Source organism: Rhodococcus sp. MSC1_016 (assembly GCF_023667485.2).
Lineage (GTDB): Bacteria > Actinomycetota > Actinomycetes > Mycobacteriales > Mycobacteriaceae > Rhodococcus_F > Rhodococcus_F oxybenzonivorans.
The window spans coordinates 4,368,483-4,384,686 of sequence record NZ_JAMOZI020000001.1; the positions used below are offsets into that span (position 1 = coordinate 4,368,483).

Below are 16,204 nucleotides of genomic sequence, written 5' to 3' on the forward strand. Positions count from 1 at the left end.
CGCGCAAAGGACTGTTCATGACACGACCCATCGGGCTGGCCCATCTGTCGGCTCTGCATCTCCCCCCTCCCGAGTTGGTCGAGGCCGCGGCCGACTGCGGATTCGCCTCCGTCGGGGCGCGGGTGCATCCCGCTACCGCGTCGGAGACCCGGTACCCCATGGCCGCTGGCTCGCCGATGTCAGCGCAGACACGGACCCGTCTCGACAGCACCGGTGTGAGCGTGTTCGATGTCGAGGTGTTCACCCTGGACGGAGTCCGCGGCCGTGACCAGTGGATGCCGGTGCTCGAGGCCGGAGCCGTTCTCGGGGCACGGGTGCTCAACGTGATCGGCGGTGACGACGACCGGCATCGGCTGACCGATTCCCTGGCCGCGCTGGTGCGCGATGCCCACGAGTTCGATATCACCGCCTCGATCGAGCCGATCTCGTATCAAAAGGTCGACACCTTCCGCGCCGCCGCTGCCGTGGCGGAACAGACCGGGTGCGGGATCATGCTCGACGTCCTGCATTTCGTCCGTGCCGGGGGCACCGTCGGCGACCTCGCGACCGCTCCACAGGGAGCGATACAGGTAATCCAGTTGTGCGACGGTCCCGCCGCGGTCCCGCACCTCGAGGCGCCGACGCGGATGCCCCTCGGTCAGGACACCAATGGGTCCGACCGCCAGATCGAATCACGCGCTTCCCGTCAGGTGCCCGGAAAGGGCGCGTTTCCCCTGATCGAGATCCTCGCGGCGCTCCCCGGCGTCCCGGTCAGCGTGGAAGTTCCCGACGTCACCTTCGTCGAATCACACGGCATCACAGAACATTTGCACAGACTCATGACCGCAACACAACAGGTGGTTGTGACCACCGACACCGAACGAACGGACGCCCTTCGATGACCGCAGTTGACACCACCCCCTTCCTGCACGTGACCACCGCCGACCCCTCGACGTTCTATCCCGGCCGATTCGCCGGCCGCGTCATCCTCGTCACCGGCGCCGCCGGTGGCCTCGGATCGGCGGCCGTGGACCGGCTCATACGCGAAGGCGCGTCGGTGGTGTGCACCGACGTCGTCGGTGACGGCGACGGAACGGACCGCGACATCGCGGCTCTCGATGTGACCGATCGTGCGGCCTGGGACGAGACGGTCGCCCGAGTGTTGGCCACCCATGGCCGCCTCGATGGCGCACTCTTCGCGCACGGCATCCAGGGACCGGAAACCACGATCACGGCCATGCCCTTCGAGGGCTGGTCGAAGACCATGAGTGTCAACCTCGACGGCTGCTTCCACGGCCTCGCCGCACTACTTCCCACACTGACCGAGCAGGGCTACGGCCGGGTGGCCATCTTGTCCTCGATCTCGGCTCGGGAGGGCAATCCCTTCCAGGCCGCCTACTCCGCATCGAAAGCGGCCGTGGTGTCCCTGGTCAAAACTGCCGCCAAGGAGGTCGCCACACACAACGTCACCGTCAACGCGATCGCACCCTCGATGATGCACACCCGCATGCTCGACGACCTCAGTCCCGAACGCAACGCCGCACTCCTCTCCCGGGTTCCCATGGGCCGGGTCGGCAGCACAGCAGAATTTTCCGCCCTGGCGACCTGGCTACTCTCGACCGAGGCCAGCTACGTCACCGGACAGACACTGGACCTCAGCGGTGGCCGGAACACCGCCTGACAGATGGGTAGCCGCATCCGGGTCGGCCCGGCACCGCTCTCGGCCGGGCCGACCCGGAGGTACGGACGTTGCCGGCGCATACTTCGACGCCGACCACACGGCACCACCCCCAGGCCTCGGAGCCCGCGACGGCGTCATCCGAACCCGACCCACCGTTGGGTATGATCCGCACGTGGTAACCAGTGTCGATCTCGCCGCCTACCTGGGACTGAGCCAGTCGACAGTCTCCCGTGTCATGCGAGGAGATCCCGCCGTCGCCGAGCGGACGACCAAACGGGTTCTCGCCGCAGCACGGGAACTTGGTTACGTCCCCAACTCGGCAGCGCGCAGCCTGGTCACCAGACGTGCCCGGGCGATCGGTGTCGTGGTCGCCGATCTGAAGTCGCCGTTCTACCCGACGGTCGTCGACGCCATTCAACACCGTCTCAGCGAACGCGGTTATCGAATGGCCCTTATTCGCGACCCGGACGTCCCTGAGGGCGTCGACAGCGTGGACGTGCTCGATCCGGCGACAGTGGACGGCATGATCTTCGTTTCCGCTCGCCGAGAATCCCGCACCGTACGCCGAGTCCTGGAACGAAACACCCCCGTGGTGCTCCTGAGCCGCGACGATCCCACCCTGTCTCTCGAAGTGGTCCTCTCCGACGACGAGGGCGCTGGCGAGCTGGTGATCGACCACCTGACCGCACTCGGTCACCGCGACATCGCGATACTGTCGGTACCGCGCGACCGCACCAATGGTGCCGCCCGCGAAGACGGCGCCCGGCAAGCACTCCAACGCCGTGGTATCGCCCTACCCGACCACTACATCCGGCGAGCAACCATGACTCACCAGCACGGTGTGGACATGGCGACATCACTGCTGTCGATGGACCACCCACCCACTGCGATCTACTGTGTCACAGACGAATTGGCGTTTGCAGCATTGGACGCGGCCGCACGCCTCGGCGTGTCCGTACCCGCCGAACTGTCCGTGGTCGGCTTCGACGATTCACCACAAGCACGGTGGGCAATGATCAACCTCACCACCGTTCACCAGCCCATCGAGGACATGGCCGCCGAAGCGGTCCGGCTCCTCCTCGCCCGACTTGATGACAGCGCACCGGAACAGCCAAGCAAGCGAGTCTTCCCGGTCAGTCTCCAGGTGCGAGGTACCACCGGACCGGCCCCCCAGTGCGCGGCGTCCACGGGATAAAACGGCAACAGCAGGTGCGCCAGCTCACCGAAAACGGTTAAGGCTGCGTTGGTTCGACATTGCCAGGTTAAGTCTCCCACTTACGATCGGCAATCCCGGACCAGAACGCGGAACCGCTTCTGCCACGCGAACGATGCGCGGGTACTGATCATGACTGCTGTCCTTTGGGCCCTGTGCAGTGGCTTGCCGTGATCGGTGCCTATTCAGATGTTCGATGTGGGACTACCTGCGCGCTGCTCTCAACGTTTGGGAGGGTATTTCGCCGAACTTGCGCTCGTAGTGGTTGGCGAAGCGCCCCAGGTGGTTGAATCCCCAGTTGAAGGCCACGTCGCTGATCTTCGTGGTCTCGTCGCCTCGTTGGAGGTCCGCGCGCACGCCGTCGAGGCGTATCTGCCGGATGTAGGTGGTCGGGGACATCCCGAACTGCTCATTGAAGAGGTTCTGCAGTTGGCGTGCGCCGACGCCGGCGATGACCGCGAGATCACCGATGGTGTATTGAGAACCGGGGAAGGCCTCGATGTGGTCGAGGACCTTCTGCCACACCGCGGTGGTCGTGACCGCCGATCCAATCCTCGAGATCGAACCCGAGCGGGTCGTCGTCCTCGGCATCGACGAGACCCGACACGGGAAGGCTAAGTGAGAGACCTGCCCCGACACCGGACAACGGTCGTGGGTGGATCGGTGGGACACCGACCAGGTCGGCATAACCCGGACGTCGGAATAGAATCGGTCGACGATGATCTCGGCGTTCGGGAGCGCCTCGCGCACCGCCTTGGCATAGACGCCGGACAGGTCGATGGTGACGTGGGTGATCTGCCGCCGCCACTGCTCGTTGCGCTGGTGGAGCCAGCCGATCACCGTCGCGGAGTTGCGTCCGTTGACCTGGGCGAGCAGGCCCTGGTCGCCGGCGATGTCGACCAGGCCGATGTCCCACCGGTCCACCCACCGACGGGTTCCGGTGATCGGGTCGGTTTCCCATTTCGCCTTGCCGCGGTGGGTCTCGTCGATGCCGAGCACCCGCACCGGGGCCGGTGGGGTGTCGAGTGCGGTGACGGCGACGGTGTCGACCCGACCGTGGACGGTGTGCCACCCGCACCGGTACTCGGCGGCAACGGCGGCCACCGAGCGGTCGCCGTCGAGGACGGCGGCGGCCATCATGGTCTTCGCCCGCGGGGTGACCCGGGCACGGGCTGGGGATGGCCGTCCTCGGTTCTCGGTTACGCCAACGCGATCAGCAGGGACCAGGAAGTAACTTCAGATAGGTGTGCCTGTCGGTGGCGAGTCGCTCGTCGCGCAACCGGCTGCGCCGTAGTTTTCCTGCCTCGTCGCGCAGTGACTCACTGACCACCTCGTAGGTGAAAGGCACTTTTCCGGGGGACAGACGGGTCCGGACAAATGTCGTGAGGTCAGAGGATGTCGGGGTGGGTAGACCTGGCTCCAGTTCGAGGATGGCGTGGGCCACCGCGCCCAGATCGGGGTCGGGCAGGCCGATCACGGCGGCGGTGACCACGCCGGGTGCCTGCTCGAGCACCGATTCGATTTCAGCGGGGTAGACATTCACGCCACCGGTCAGAATGAGGTCGGTTCGGCGATCCGCGAGGTAGAGGTAGCCGTTCTCATCGATCGAACCCACATCGCCGTATGTGTGGTATTCGAGTGAATGTCCAAACGGGTTACCGACGGGTGGGCTGAACCAGACCGTGCCGATTTCACCGGCGCCCAACACTCGGCCCTCGTCGTTGCGAATCTCGGTGCCTGGGGGTGCCTTTCCGACAGAACCACGGTGCTCCAGCCATTCCGGACCGCTGATCATCGTCGCGCCGTACCCTTCGGTGCCGGCGTAGATCTCCCAGATCGCCTCGGGTCCGATCCAGTCGATCCATGCCTGCTTGACCCACGGAGGACACGGCGCCGCCATGTGGATGACGATCCGGAGTGTCGAGACGTCCGCGTTCTCGCGAACGTCCGCAGGGAGCGACAGGATTCTGCTCATCATCGTCGGAACCAGATACGCCCAGCAGACTTTGTAGTCTTGCACGATCCGTAGCCATTCCCGGGCGTCGAATCGTCCCATCAGGATTACGTGGATGCCCCAGCAAAGAGCCCAGTTCGTCTGTGAGAACGCCGCATTGTGGTAGGCGCCGGCGGGATGCAAGAGGACGTCGGTGCCGCGCATGTGCAGGATCGGTATGGGTTGCTCGGGATGGATGAGCGAGGTGCGGTCTTCGACGATGAGCTTGGGGCTGCCGGTGCTCCCGCCGCTGGTGCTCGCCTTCCACTGCGTCGAAACCACTTCCGGGAGTGGACCGTCCGGTAGATCCGAATCTGGCTCGAAATCAGCTGTGAGACAGTTATACTCGTCTAGCTCGGCTCCGATGATCAGCGCGGGATGGGCAGCGCTGACGAGCTGACCCAACTCGGATTCGACGACTCTCGCGGGCAGCGGGACAACTGTGGCACCGAGCTTCCACAGGCTGTGGCAGGTGATCTGATGTTTCGGGCCGGTAGGCAGCACCACGGCCACCCTGTCGTCACGCCCGACCCCACGCTGCGCCAGATCACGCGCCAGCCGGTTTGCGGCGCGATCCAGTTCCAGTCGACTCAGGGTGATCCCGTTCATGGTCAGTGCCGGATGGTGCGGATCGCGAGCGGCGTGCCAGCTCAGCGCCAGGCCCATCGACATCTGACGAGCCGGCATGTCGGCGAGTTCGGTGTAGCTGATGTGTTCTGTGGACATGAGCCCCTCTGGCTTGTGGTTGGAACGGTCTTGTCATCGCGGGTTAGGGGCTGGGAGTGCTGCGCCTGCGGAAACTCTCGATACCCGCCACCAGAGATGGCCCGGTGGCGGTGTGCAGGTGCCGGGCCGATTCGATGTCGACATAGCTCGGCATGTCAGCGGTTTCGGCCGAGATCAGGTTCGCCTTCATCATCCGCAGCGGAAAGGAATGTCGCGCGGCCAGTTCCTCGGCCAGGCCCATCACTCGGTCGTGCAGGCTCTCGGGTGCGAACAGCCGGGTGACGAGGTCCAGATCATGAGCAGCTTCAGCGGAGATCTTCTCTGGGAAGAGGAGTAGCTCTCGCGCGCGGGCGCCGCCGACGATTCGGATGAGCGACCACGCCAGTCCCATGTCGCCGGACACCCCGACGTCGAGGAAGGCGGTCTTGAACCGTGCTCGCGTGGAGGCGAATCGGAAGTCGCAAGCGCACGCCCAACCCATTGCCGCACCGGCGCAGGCACCATCGATGGCGGCAATGGTGACCTGCGGCATGGAATGAAGCAGCGTCGAGGCGTGATAGGTGTGCCCCAATCGTTCGAGGGTGGATGGCCCCCGTGCGGCGGAGTCTTCGGTAAGGTCGGCACCCACCGAGAAGTCGTTCCCCGACCCGCGAATCACGACAACCTTGGCGTCGCTCGACGCGATCTCACTGAGCCTCAGGTGGAGTTGCTCACACATCTCGATCGTCACGCCGTTGCGCCGCCTCTCGCGGTTGAGAGTGACCACCGCGACCGCACCGACGCGCCTCGTGATCACCGATTCATCTGCGGCGGAACTTGGTTCGGTATCTCCGCTGGTCATGATTCGCTCCAGGTCGGGGTCCGGCGCTCGGCGAAAGCCCCAGTGCCCTCGCGCGCGTCCGGGCCGGAGTAGAGCTCTCGGACCGCGTTCATCGACCACATGTCGTTCATGGAATCTTCGACGCTCCTGCCGTCGAAGGCATTGGCGATGGCCAGCGTGGTCTGGATCGACGCCGGCGAGCATGCGATCACCTCGTCACACCAGGCGTTGACGGTGTCGGCCAGGTCAATGGCTGCGACGACTTCGTTGACAAAGCCGAATCGTAGTCCGTCACGGGCAGAAAGGTGGCGACCAGTGAGCAGCATCCCGCGTGCGCGGGTCGGGCCGATCTCGTTGATGAGGCGCTGGATCCCACCACTGAGCGCGGCAAGCCCAACTCGTGCTTCCGGAAGTCCGAAGGTGGCGTGATCAACCGCTATAACGAGGTCGCAGGCCAAGGCGAGTTCGAACCCGCCGCCCATCGCAGCACCGTTGACGGCGGCGATCACCGGCTTGGTCCGGTTGAACCGGTTGGTGAGTCCGCCGAAACCAGAACTCGGGACTGCGCCGTCGGGGCCCGCACGGCCGGGCTCCTTCAGGTCGGCCCCGGCACAGAATGCCCTGCCGCCGGCGCCGGTCAGAACCGCGACGCGACAGGCCGGGTCGCGCTCGAACTCGTCGAAGACGGCGCCGAGTTCATGGCTGGCGCTACTGCTGAGCGCATTGCGCCGATCTTGGCGATCGATGGTCACGTGCAAGACGGACCCGGTTGTTCGGACAACGCAAAACTGTCCCATGCACTTCACTCCTGGCTCGGGGGCTCGGCGTCTGGTTTACAGACGGGCGACTGTCCATGGTGGTGGTCGGGCGGTTCGGTCGGGAATGGCCGGGTGCTGGGTCTGTGTGCGCCCGGCCCGATCGGACCGTAGGGAGCGTCAGAGTATGAGGCTGTCTCGTCCGGCCCAGTAGTGCTCACGTAGACGACGTTTGTACAGCTTGCCGTTCGGGTCACGCGGCAGTTCATCGACGAAATCAATGCTGCGCGGGCACTTGTACGAGGCCAGTTCCTTACGGCAATATTCGATCAGCGTCGCCTCCGTGTCGGCGGTGGCCGGCGGATTCACGAGCTGGACGACAGCCTTCACAGCTTCGCCCATCTCTTCGTCGGGCACGCCGATCACTGCGACATCGGCGATCAGCGGGTGACCGGCGAGGATGTTCTCGGTTTCCTGCGGATAGATGTTGAGGCCGCCGGAGATGATCATGTGGGCCTTGCGGTCTGTGAGATACAGATAGCCCTCCTCGTCGAGGTATCCCATGTCGCCGATGGTGCGCCAGCCGTGAATGTCGGTCACCGACGCGGTCTTCTCCGGATCGTTGTGATACTCGAAAGGACGACCGCCCTCGAAATAGACGACCCCGGAGGCGCCGGTCGGCAGCTCTTGTCCGTCCTCGCCCACGATGTGACATTTCTGCAGCGGCCGTCCGACCGATCCCGGATGCGTCAGCCACTCCTGAGCGGTGATGGAAGATGCTCCGACATCTTCTGTGCCCGAATAGTATTCGTGGATAATTGGTCCCCACCAGCCGAGCATCTGCCGTTTGACGGCGATCGGGCACGGCGCGGCGGAGTGCATGACACTGCGCAGACTCGAAAGGTCGTACTGTGTTCGTTCTTGCTCCGGAAGCCTGAGCATCCGCACAAACATGGTCGGAACGAATTGAGCGTCGGTGACCCGATGGGTTGTGATCAGCTCCAGGCACCTGTGTGGGTCGAAACCTTCCATCAATACCACCGTTGCACCGGCGCGCTGCCACGACATCGAAAAGACCAGCGGTGAACCATGGTAGAGGGGCGCGGGGGACAAGTAGACGACGTCGCCGGAGGAACTGTGATCGAGCATTCCCTGGGCGATCTGCACCGGTGCCGACGACGGATCGCCGAAGGGGGTCTGAGGCAGCGGCTTCCGGACTCCCTTGGGCCGTCCGGTCGTGCCCGATGAGTAGAGCATCTCGCGACCTTCGCTCTCATCGGCGAGACGCCCAGCACTCGACGCTGCGAGGACGTCGTCGTAACGCTCGAAGCCGTCGATCTCGCCGGTGCCGGCGATCTTGACCCGAACGCCCTCGAGGTCGAGTTCGGTCACCACGTCGCTGGTCGACTCGCTTGCAATGAGGGCGACCGCACCGCAGTCATCGAGGATGTACTGGACCTCGTCTGGGCGCAGGTGCCGATTGATGGCTGTGTAGTAGAGGCCCGACCGTTGTGCAGCCCAGGCGATCTCGAGAAAGGATCGAGTGTTTTCCATCAGGATTGCGATGTGGTCGCCCGCTGTGAGCCCGCGTGTACGCAGTGCACTGGCGAATCGAGTAGAACGGTCTTCCAATTGCCGATATGTCACGATCTCGCCGCTTGTTCCCATCACGATGGCCGGATGATCCGGTGTGCGTCGGGCGTGATAACTCGGTGTCATCTCCATGTGATTCCTTTCGCAGGACGGGCCGGCCGCCGCGTGCATTCGCCGCGTCCACTTTGGTAAATGCCATGTTTGCACAATTCAGAACCGAATTCTGCCTATTGAGAGTATCGTTCTCACGATCGCCTACATTGCGCGGCAATGCCGCAAGACAGTTCCTGTCAATGAGCGACGCCAGAATCATCCCCTGGTACCGGGTTCGTGACAGCCGCAATGACAGCGAGTCCCCGTCCGAGCTCCTTCAGATCGAAAGGTCTTCATGATCCGACACAAACGCATTCTTGCGGCGGCGTTTGCCGCCTTGCTCTTACTCAGCGCCTGTGGGGGGGCGGATTCCGAAGGTGGGGGTGGTCCGTCTTTGGAAGGTGAGCCCGTGCCCGGTGGGACGATACGGGTGGTTCAGGGGGGTGAACCCCGCATGATGGATCCGGCTGCTCTGATCAACGTGTGGGTTGCGAACGGGCTGCTGGGTAATGCGTTGTACGGGACCTTGATGATCAACGACGAAGAGACGTTGGACATCGAATACAAGATGGCGACCGACTTCACCACTTCGGATGGGGGCAGGACATTCACGTTGATGTTGCGACCGGGATTGATGTTCACCGACGGGACGCCTCTTGATGCGGCAGCGGTCAAGTTCAATTGGGATCGGTTGCGTGATCCCTCGGTGGCGTCGCCGTCGTTGCCGCCCGCGGCACAGGTGGCATCGACCGAAGTGGTCGACCCGATGACGTTGAAGGTGACTATGGTGTCACCGAATCCGAACTTCGCGCAGTCGCTGGTGACCAGCGGGATGAACTGGATTGCGTCGCCGACTGCGTTGCAGAAAGGGACCGAGGCCTTCAATGCCGAGCCGGTCGGGGCCGGGCCGTTCACGTTGGTGAACTGGCAGCGGCAGAGTGTTATCGAACTGACGAAGAACCCCAATTACTGGGACGCACCTCGACCATATCTGGACGGCATCACCATTCGTTCGGCCACCGACACCAATCAGCGGGTCAACGCGATGACCACGGGTAGCGCCGACCTTGCCTCGGAGGCGAGCGGGGCAAGTATCGCCAAGGCCGAGGCGGCAGGGCTCTCGTCCGAGACCGTGCCCACCGGTGGAGGGCAGTTCATCGGGCTGAACGTGCGATCGGCGCCATTCGATGACGAGCGTGCGCGCCGCGCCCTGGCACTCGCGTTGGATCGGGACGCGATCAATGCCGCTGTTTACAACGGGGCGGGTGAGGTGCCCGAAACCCTCTTCATCGAGGGATCGCCGTTCTATACCGACACCCCGCTACCGACCACCAATCGTGCCGAGGCCCAGAAATTGCTCGATGAACTCGCTGCAGAAGGCAAGTCACTGTCGTTCACGTTCCTGGCGTACTCGACGCCGGAGAACCGGGCGGTGGCCGAAGCCTTTCAGACGCAACTGACTGTGCTCGACAATGTCGAGGCGAACGTGGAGATCATCGATTTCGCAGCCGGGGTGCCGCGGATCGCGGCCCATGACTTTGACATGGTCATCTTGTCCTCGACAGTGCAGGATCCGGACTCGTCGTTGTGGAGTGTCTTCCACTCGACCTCGCGTGGCAACTACACCGGGATCAGTGATCCCCAACTCGATGAGGCACTCGACGCCGGCCGCATCGCCACAACAGTGGAAGCACGCACCGCTGCCTACCAGGTGGTGCAGGACAGGCTGGTCGAACTGAACCCGGTGCTGTGGTACACCCGGTCCTCACCGACCTACGTTTCAGGCAAGAACGTCCACGGAATCGAGATGTACACGGTCGGATCACTACTGCCGGAACAGTTGTGGCTGAACTGATGGGCAGCCGGTAGCCTGCTGCAGGTGGCGTGCCCCCCTGTGAGTAGGTCCGAGTTGTTCTAGAGTCCTGATTGCCCTGGTGAGGGCGAGGACGATAGGGATCATGGCGGGGCGCAAACGTCACTCGGCGGAGGACATCGTGTACAAGCTGCGCCGGGCCGACGAGTTGGCCGCGGAAGGCAAGAACGGCGAGGAGATCGCCGCCGCACTCGAGGTGTCGGCGGCGACGCTGTACAACTGGCGTCGCCAGTACTCCGGTATGGACGCCGAGGCAGCGAAGGAACTCAAGGAACTACGGGAGCAGAATAGCCGGCAACGACTCGTTCCGCTCGGATGTGCTCGCGTCCGGCGGACTCAACGACCGGAATTCGAGTAACGGTTATCTCTCGAGAGCCGAGCAGCTCATGGCCGAGGTGGTCGGGGCCGAGCAGGCGTTCTTGTCGACCTGCGGGCGGTCCTCAACCTCTTCGTCGGCGCCCTGCAGTGCTCTCCACCTGTGACGGTGGGAGTCGTCGGTGCTAGATATGGCCGTTGGTAGGCGGCGTCCGTAGCGGGGCGCGGTCGAGGCGGTGCAGGTGGTCGGTCAGGGCGTCGGCGACGCCGTGGTGGCGGGCGGCTTCGTCGAGCCAACCACGGTCGCGGGCGTCGGCCTCGAGGGCCTGGATGTCGGTGCGTCGCGCCTCGAGCGCGCCGCGGAACTCGGGTCCGGTGACGAAGTTGGCGCAGGTTTCGCAGATGTTGGCGTAGGGGCAGGCGCCGGCCGCTTCGTGGCGGGAGCAGTAGCCTTGGGCAACACGGGTTTTGAGCATCTCGCTGCCGAGCCAGCTGATGGTGTCGGGGACGATGGATTTGCCGACCGGGGTGAGGGTGAACCGGCGGCGCATCTTGCCCATGGCCTGGTCCTAGGCGTCGCGCAGCGGCGGCGAGGCCGGGGTGGCGTAACGCAGGGTCATCTGGGGAGTAGACGTGCTCGAGCAGCGCCATCCATGCTTGCAGGCTCATCCCGGCGTTGGCGAGCTCGGTGGCTCAGGTATGCCGTAGCTGATGTGGGGTCACCACCAAACGGTGCGCCGCCGGTCCCGCGCAGCCCGCAGGACTCGACGGCGGGAGCAGTCCAGTGCGCAGCCGGGTTTGGCCGAGGCGGCGACCGTGCGCGACGAACAGAAAATCGGTCAATTCTCCGGTGCGGGGGTGTGGCAAGGGTCTGAGGTTGCCCCTCGGGAGTGAACACCCGATTTCTGCGGCGATTGACAGCGTAGACGACGCGATCAGTCGTTGTTCGAACTCGACCGGGGTGAGGTATCCGAGCACGGCTGGACCTGTTCGACTGGCTCTCGTACTTCAATCGACGTCGCCGTCACTCCGATAGGTGGGGGTACCTCCCTGGACGAAGTGCTTGGGGGAACGTCCCCACACCACTTCGTATTCATCGCTGTAGCGGTGAAGTCCCGCATCACCAGATCCGGAACGAGTGGAGCCGACCTGTCCGCGATCGTCGTGCGTTTGCTGCGGCGCAGGTGCCGGCCGACGACGTGGTGGATCCGCATCAGCTTCGGTCACCCGTGTGCGGTTGATCCTGTGCCCGCGGGACCGCAGTTCGGCATGCACCCGCGGGGCGCCGTAGGCGCTGCGGTGCTCGGCATGGCTGGCGCGGATCTCGACGACGGTCGCGGCTTCCTCCGCCGCATGCTCGGCACGAGCATCCTCGGTGGCCAGGTGCTTGTAGTAGCCGGAGCGGGAGGTCCCGAGCACCCAGCACAGCCGCAGCACGGAAGAACTCGGCGCAAAGGTCGGAGATGAAGTCCCAGCGGCGGGTCTTCACTTCACCTCCTTGATGCGAAATACGCGGCTGCCCGGCGCAGAATCTCCCGTTCGAGCTGCCATTCCTTCTCCGTACCCCGCAGCCGAGCATTTTCTGCCCGCAGGCGCGCGAGCTCGTCCGACTCGGTCTCCCCACCGGCTATGCGGCGGGCGTCCGGGCGTCCCTCTCGGGCGGCGTCCTTACGAACCCACGTCCGCAGCGTCTCGCCACTGATGCCCAGGTCCGCGGCCACCGCCGCGTGCGTGCGTTGACCATCGGCCGCGCGGTACAGCGCGACCGCGTCCTTCCGGAATTCCTCCGTGTACAGAGACTGGCGTCCCACCTCGACATCCCTCCTGGCTCTCCACTGGAACCATTGTCAGGGGTGTCCACTCCAAGGATGCAGCCTCATCTTGCCCTGCGGGCGGTGGCTGTGAACCGCTGGACTCAAACTCACCGTGACGCAGCCGATGATGCACGCGCACTCTTGGCCCGCCACAAAAGCCGACGGTGACGGTGGTGCGGAAGCAACAACATCAGACTCTCCCACGTCGTCTTCCGTGCCATACTCACCGACCAATCGCTATCAGTCACCATCGCTGCTTGACATAGGAGGTAGTGACAGACCCGGCGCCGCGCCAGTCTCACCAAATCCCGTGCCAGCCACTACGGATTTGGACATCGCAACTGTCGTTGCAGCAATAATCAAGTTGCCCGACTTATCTCATGACGTGGCTGTACTGCCTGTTCGGATGAACATTGAAAAGCTGCCGGTAGGATGGGGGCTGGCGATTTCCAGCGTCTTTTATGCCGTACTTGACCGCAAGTTCTGCACCAATGAGAGTTTGACCGCTGATCGCCATGAGCTCAGGATCATTGAAAAGGGCCCAGATGACATGGCCGGTCAGCTCCGGCGTCTCGGCACTGTCCAGAATGTGGCCGAATTTCGCCGGGTTGCTCGCGATGATCTGCTTTACACGGTCGGTGAGTAGCGAACCCATCCATATTGAAACGGCCGCGATATCAAACTCTTTGAAGTCGTACGCCATGTCGGCCGCCATCTTGTCTGTACCCGCCTTTGGGACACCATAGGCAGGGCCAAAGGCATAGTGGACAGCGCCCGATGACGACGTGAAGGCCACCAGCCCACCCTGATGTGAGAGCATCAACGGGGCGGCATAGACCGTAGCCACATAGCTGCTTCGTAGTCCGACGTCGAATGTGTCGACAACATTGAGGGGCTCCTCCCAGAACTTCGTACGGCCCATCATTTCATCGCGGATGATCGCGGCGTTATTGACTAGGATGTCGATACGTCCGTGGTCGCGGCCGACCTGATCGAAGAACGCCTTCACTTGCTCGTCATCGCTGTGGTCAACGCGTACAGCGATGCCTCGACCACCGGCGGCCGTGACGAGGTCCGCGGTTTCGCCAATGGTGCCCGGCCGTGCCGAATCGCCGGCGCTCTCGGATCGCCCGGTGACGTAGACCGTGGCACCGTGACTGCCCAGCGCCCGTGCGATACCGGCTCCAGCGCCGCGACTTGCTCCGGTGACCACTGCCACCACCCCATTAACTGACATAAGTCCTCCTACTTCGGCATCGATGATCCCTGGCCATTTTCGCTACCTCGCACGGCACGGTGACACGATCGCGGTTACTTGCAAAGAAGGCGTCTTCCCATCTTTCGACCCGAAAACTACTGCGAGCCAATTACTTAGCATACGATCCCGGAATTACCCGATCAGATCCACGACAGAAGGGGCGGGCTCCTGAGGCGGGCGATCACGGTCTTCGGCTTCGCGCTGTACCGGGCATCGCAAACACCCGTTGTGCGTGATCAATCGACTCAGCACTTGCGCGCACCGTCTGCGCAATTAGCAGGCAGACTAATGTTGTTCGGGACCGACTCGAATGATTTCGACACGCACCCGGCGCTGCCAATCACCAACGCTCGGGCGCTGGAGTGTCGACGAACAACGGGCGTTGGTAGGAGAGGTCGTCCTTGTCCCGCGTGCCCTTGACGAACGCCTGCTTTGTGAAGAACGGTGATTGAAGTAGTGAGGCGTCGGCGGTCGCGGTCCATTCGACGGTCGATCGCCGGACCGCGATCCGCCACGTACCTTCACGTCGTTCGAGTCGATCGAGATAGCGGCCGTTCAGCAATTGCACCGTGGTGCCGTCCTGATAGAGCAGTCCCACCAGCACGTAGCTCTCGCAGTGAGCGGTATCGCCGTCAATCTCGCAAGTGTGAGTGGTGACGTTGTGGGTGTGGGCGCGAGAGGAGGCCGCGTGCACGGCGTTCGCCCAACGCGCATAGTCCGGCCCCAAATTGGTGCTCGTGCCGTGCTCGTCGACACCGTCGACGTGATAGGTGCTGCCAAGTAGGTCGGAATCGTGCCGATCGCAGCCGCGAGAGTGCTTGGACACGCAGTCGAGGATCTCCGATCGGTCCATCAAATACTGCACATCACGCTGCAACCGAGTAATTACGTCTTCGTCGGTGGTCATAGGTCTCCTTACGGGTCGAACCGGAAATGGTCAGGCGACGGCTTCCTCGCCGATCAAGGTCGTCCGGTGCAGTAGGCGGGCAGACGTCGGCGCGTAGGGGACGGCGCGGTGCAGCATTCCGGTGTTGTCCCACAGCACCAGGTCGCCGCGCCGCCAGTGATGCCGCAACGCGAATCGAGGTTGCGTCGACCAGTCGAGGAGGCGGTCGAGAAGCGCCCGGCCCTTGTCCTCCGGCCAGCCGACGACATGAGACGCCGTCGCGCCAAGAAGCAACGACTTACGCCCGTTGCTGCGGGTCCAGACCAGTGGATGCTCCCGTGTCGGCACCCGGTCCCAGGCCGCCCGCTGCTTGTCCGAGGGCTCGGGATTGGCCAACGTTTGCGCTGCCGCGAAGCTGTGCACGACCCGAAGGTCGGCGATCTCCGCCTTCTCGTCGTCACCTAGCGCCTCGTAGCTTGCGTAGGTGTTGGCGAACTCGGTGTCGCCGCCCTCGTCGGACACCTCCAGTGCGGTGAGCAAGGTCGCCTTCTGTGGCACTGCGTCCGTGGCGCCGTCGATGTGCCAGTGGAATGTGCCCTGGTTTAGGGACGCCAACACGGTCTTGGCCGGATCCAGACTGATGGCTGATATCTCCGGGTGCTCGTCCTGCCCACCCACCTGCGCCACGACCACGTCGCCGAGGAGGCGGCTCAGTGCGACCAAATCGTCGTCGTCGATGTGGGCTTCCCGAAATACAACGACGCCGTACTGGTCCAGCGCGGCCCGGCAGCGGGCTGCGCCGCGGTCGTCGACGAGGTGGCTTCCCGGCAGTTCGGTGATCTCGACACCGATGGTGGCGGTGATCGGGGTGGCGTTGGCGAACACGGTTCCTCCTGAGGCAGCTGGATAGAACGAGAATATCACTCTCTGTTATAGCTAGCGTAGTTACCGACTGAGGAAAGGAACATTTTCTTCTAGTGGCGGCAACGGAGGATGCATCATGCTGATAGCACTGACCGGCGGCGCTTCGTCGACTGACAAGATGGTGCGGCAAGCCCAGCAGACCGAGGCGGACGGGTTCACCTCCGTCTGGTGCGCCAGCACGGTCGCGAGTGATCCACTGCCAGCCCTCGGGGGGCCGGCAGCGCCACCTCGACGACGATCGAGCTCGGAACCGCTGTGCTGCAGACCTATCCTTGTTAGCT

The 16,204-nt window shown here is 63.8% G+C and carries 14 protein-coding genes and 2 pseudogenes; 5 read left to right on the plus strand and 11 right to left on the minus strand.

Annotation, left to right across the window (positions count from 1 at the left end):
• Positions 1-17 precede the first annotated feature (17 nt).
• The 3 genes from L1080_RS20280 (at position 18) to L1080_RS20290 (ending at position 2,855) form a co-directional block, all read left to right on the plus strand.
• Complete coding sequence (locus tag L1080_RS20280; protein ID WP_250770847.1) at positions 18-881, plus strand: sugar phosphate isomerase/epimerase family protein; 864 nt, start codon at positions 18-20, stop codon at positions 879-881.
• Positions 878-1,660, plus strand: a complete 783-nt coding sequence (locus L1080_RS20285) for an SDR family NAD(P)-dependent oxidoreductase (RefSeq protein ID WP_250770850.1) — start codon at positions 878-880, stop codon at positions 1,658-1,660. Before L1080_RS20280 ends, L1080_RS20285 begins: the two co-directional genes overlap by 4 nt.
• Positions 1,661-1,832: 172 nt before the next feature.
• On the plus strand, positions 1,833-2,855 hold the full coding sequence (locus L1080_RS20290) for a LacI family DNA-binding transcriptional regulator (RefSeq protein WP_159919495.1): 1,023 nt from the start codon (positions 1,833-1,835) through the stop codon (positions 2,853-2,855).
• A gap of 222 nt (positions 2,856-3,077) precedes the next feature.
• Here L1080_RS20290 and L1080_RS20295 read toward each other — a convergent pair whose 3' ends face one another.
• The 6 genes and pseudogenes from L1080_RS20295 to L1080_RS20320 all read right to left on the minus strand — a co-directional run bounded on the left by L1080_RS20295 (position 3,078) and on the right by L1080_RS20320 (position 8,886).
• Complete coding sequence (locus L1080_RS20295; RefSeq protein WP_374433777.1) at positions 3,078-3,560, minus strand: helix-turn-helix transcriptional regulator; 483 nt, start codon at positions 3,558-3,560, stop codon at positions 3,078-3,080.
• Between the two features lie 15 nt (positions 3,561-3,575).
• Positions 3,576-4,049 (minus strand): annotated as a pseudogene (locus tag L1080_RS20300) (ISL3 family transposase); the annotation flags it as partial.
• A 37-nt stretch (positions 4,050-4,086) separates the two neighbouring features.
• On the minus strand, positions 4,087-5,592 hold the full coding sequence (locus L1080_RS20305; protein WP_250770856.1) for an AMP-binding protein: 1,506 nt from the start codon (positions 5,590-5,592) through the stop codon (positions 4,087-4,089).
• A gap of 43 nt (positions 5,593-5,635) precedes the next feature.
• The gene (locus tag L1080_RS20310; RefSeq protein ID WP_250770868.1) at positions 5,636-6,433 is read right to left on the minus strand and encodes an enoyl-CoA hydratase/isomerase family protein; all 798 of its coding nucleotides are present in this window, start codon (positions 6,431-6,433) and stop codon (positions 5,636-5,638) included.
• Positions 6,430-7,209, minus strand: a complete 780-nt coding sequence (locus tag L1080_RS20315) for an enoyl-CoA hydratase-related protein (RefSeq protein WP_284707911.1) — start codon at positions 7,207-7,209, stop codon at positions 6,430-6,432. The genes L1080_RS20310 and L1080_RS20315 overlap by 4 nt, the downstream gene beginning before the upstream one ends.
• A gap of 138 nt (positions 7,210-7,347) precedes the next feature.
• A complete protein-coding gene (locus tag L1080_RS20320) occupies positions 7,348-8,886 on the minus strand; it encodes an acyl-CoA synthetase (RefSeq protein ID WP_374433779.1) in 1,539 nt (512 codons plus the stop codon).
• A 421-nt stretch (positions 8,887-9,307) separates the two neighbouring features.
• Here L1080_RS20320 and L1080_RS20325 point away from each other — a divergent pair, with 421 nt between their 5' ends.
• On the plus strand, positions 9,308-10,708 hold the full coding sequence (locus L1080_RS20325) for an ABC transporter substrate-binding protein (protein ID WP_250770877.1): 1,401 nt from the start codon (positions 9,308-9,310) through the stop codon (positions 10,706-10,708).
• A gap of 103 nt (positions 10,709-10,811) precedes the next feature.
• Complete coding sequence (locus L1080_RS20330) at positions 10,812-11,084, plus strand: transposase (protein ID WP_250770880.1); 273 nt, start codon at positions 10,812-10,814, stop codon at positions 11,082-11,084.
• Between the two features lie 142 nt (positions 11,085-11,226).
• On the opposite strand, the gene L1080_RS20335 is transcribed toward L1080_RS20330, so the two are convergent.
• From L1080_RS20335 to L1080_RS20355, 5 genes and pseudogenes are all read right to left on the minus strand, one after another.
• The gene (locus tag L1080_RS20335; protein WP_250770884.1) at positions 11,227-11,601 is read right to left on the minus strand and encodes a transposase; all 375 of its coding nucleotides are present in this window, start codon (positions 11,599-11,601) and stop codon (positions 11,227-11,229) included.
• A gap of 510 nt (positions 11,602-12,111) precedes the next feature.
• Positions 12,112-12,852, minus strand: a pseudogene (locus tag L1080_RS20340) (IS3 family transposase); the annotation flags it as partial.
• Between the two features lie 376 nt (positions 12,853-13,228).
• The gene (locus L1080_RS20345; protein WP_159919483.1) at positions 13,229-14,092 is read right to left on the minus strand and encodes an SDR family NAD(P)-dependent oxidoreductase; all 864 of its coding nucleotides are present in this window, start codon (positions 14,090-14,092) and stop codon (positions 13,229-13,231) included.
• A gap of 361 nt (positions 14,093-14,453) precedes the next feature.
• Positions 14,454-15,020 (minus strand): nuclear transport factor 2 family protein, encoded by a 567-nt coding sequence (locus L1080_RS20350; RefSeq protein ID WP_159919481.1) that lies wholly within the window; start codon positions 15,018-15,020, stop codon positions 14,454-14,456.
• A 30-nt stretch (positions 15,021-15,050) separates the two neighbouring features.
• Positions 15,051-15,884, minus strand: a complete 834-nt coding sequence (locus L1080_RS20355) for a TauD/TfdA dioxygenase family protein (RefSeq protein WP_159919479.1) — start codon at positions 15,882-15,884, stop codon at positions 15,051-15,053.
• Between the last annotated feature and the right edge of the window lie 320 nt (positions 15,885-16,204).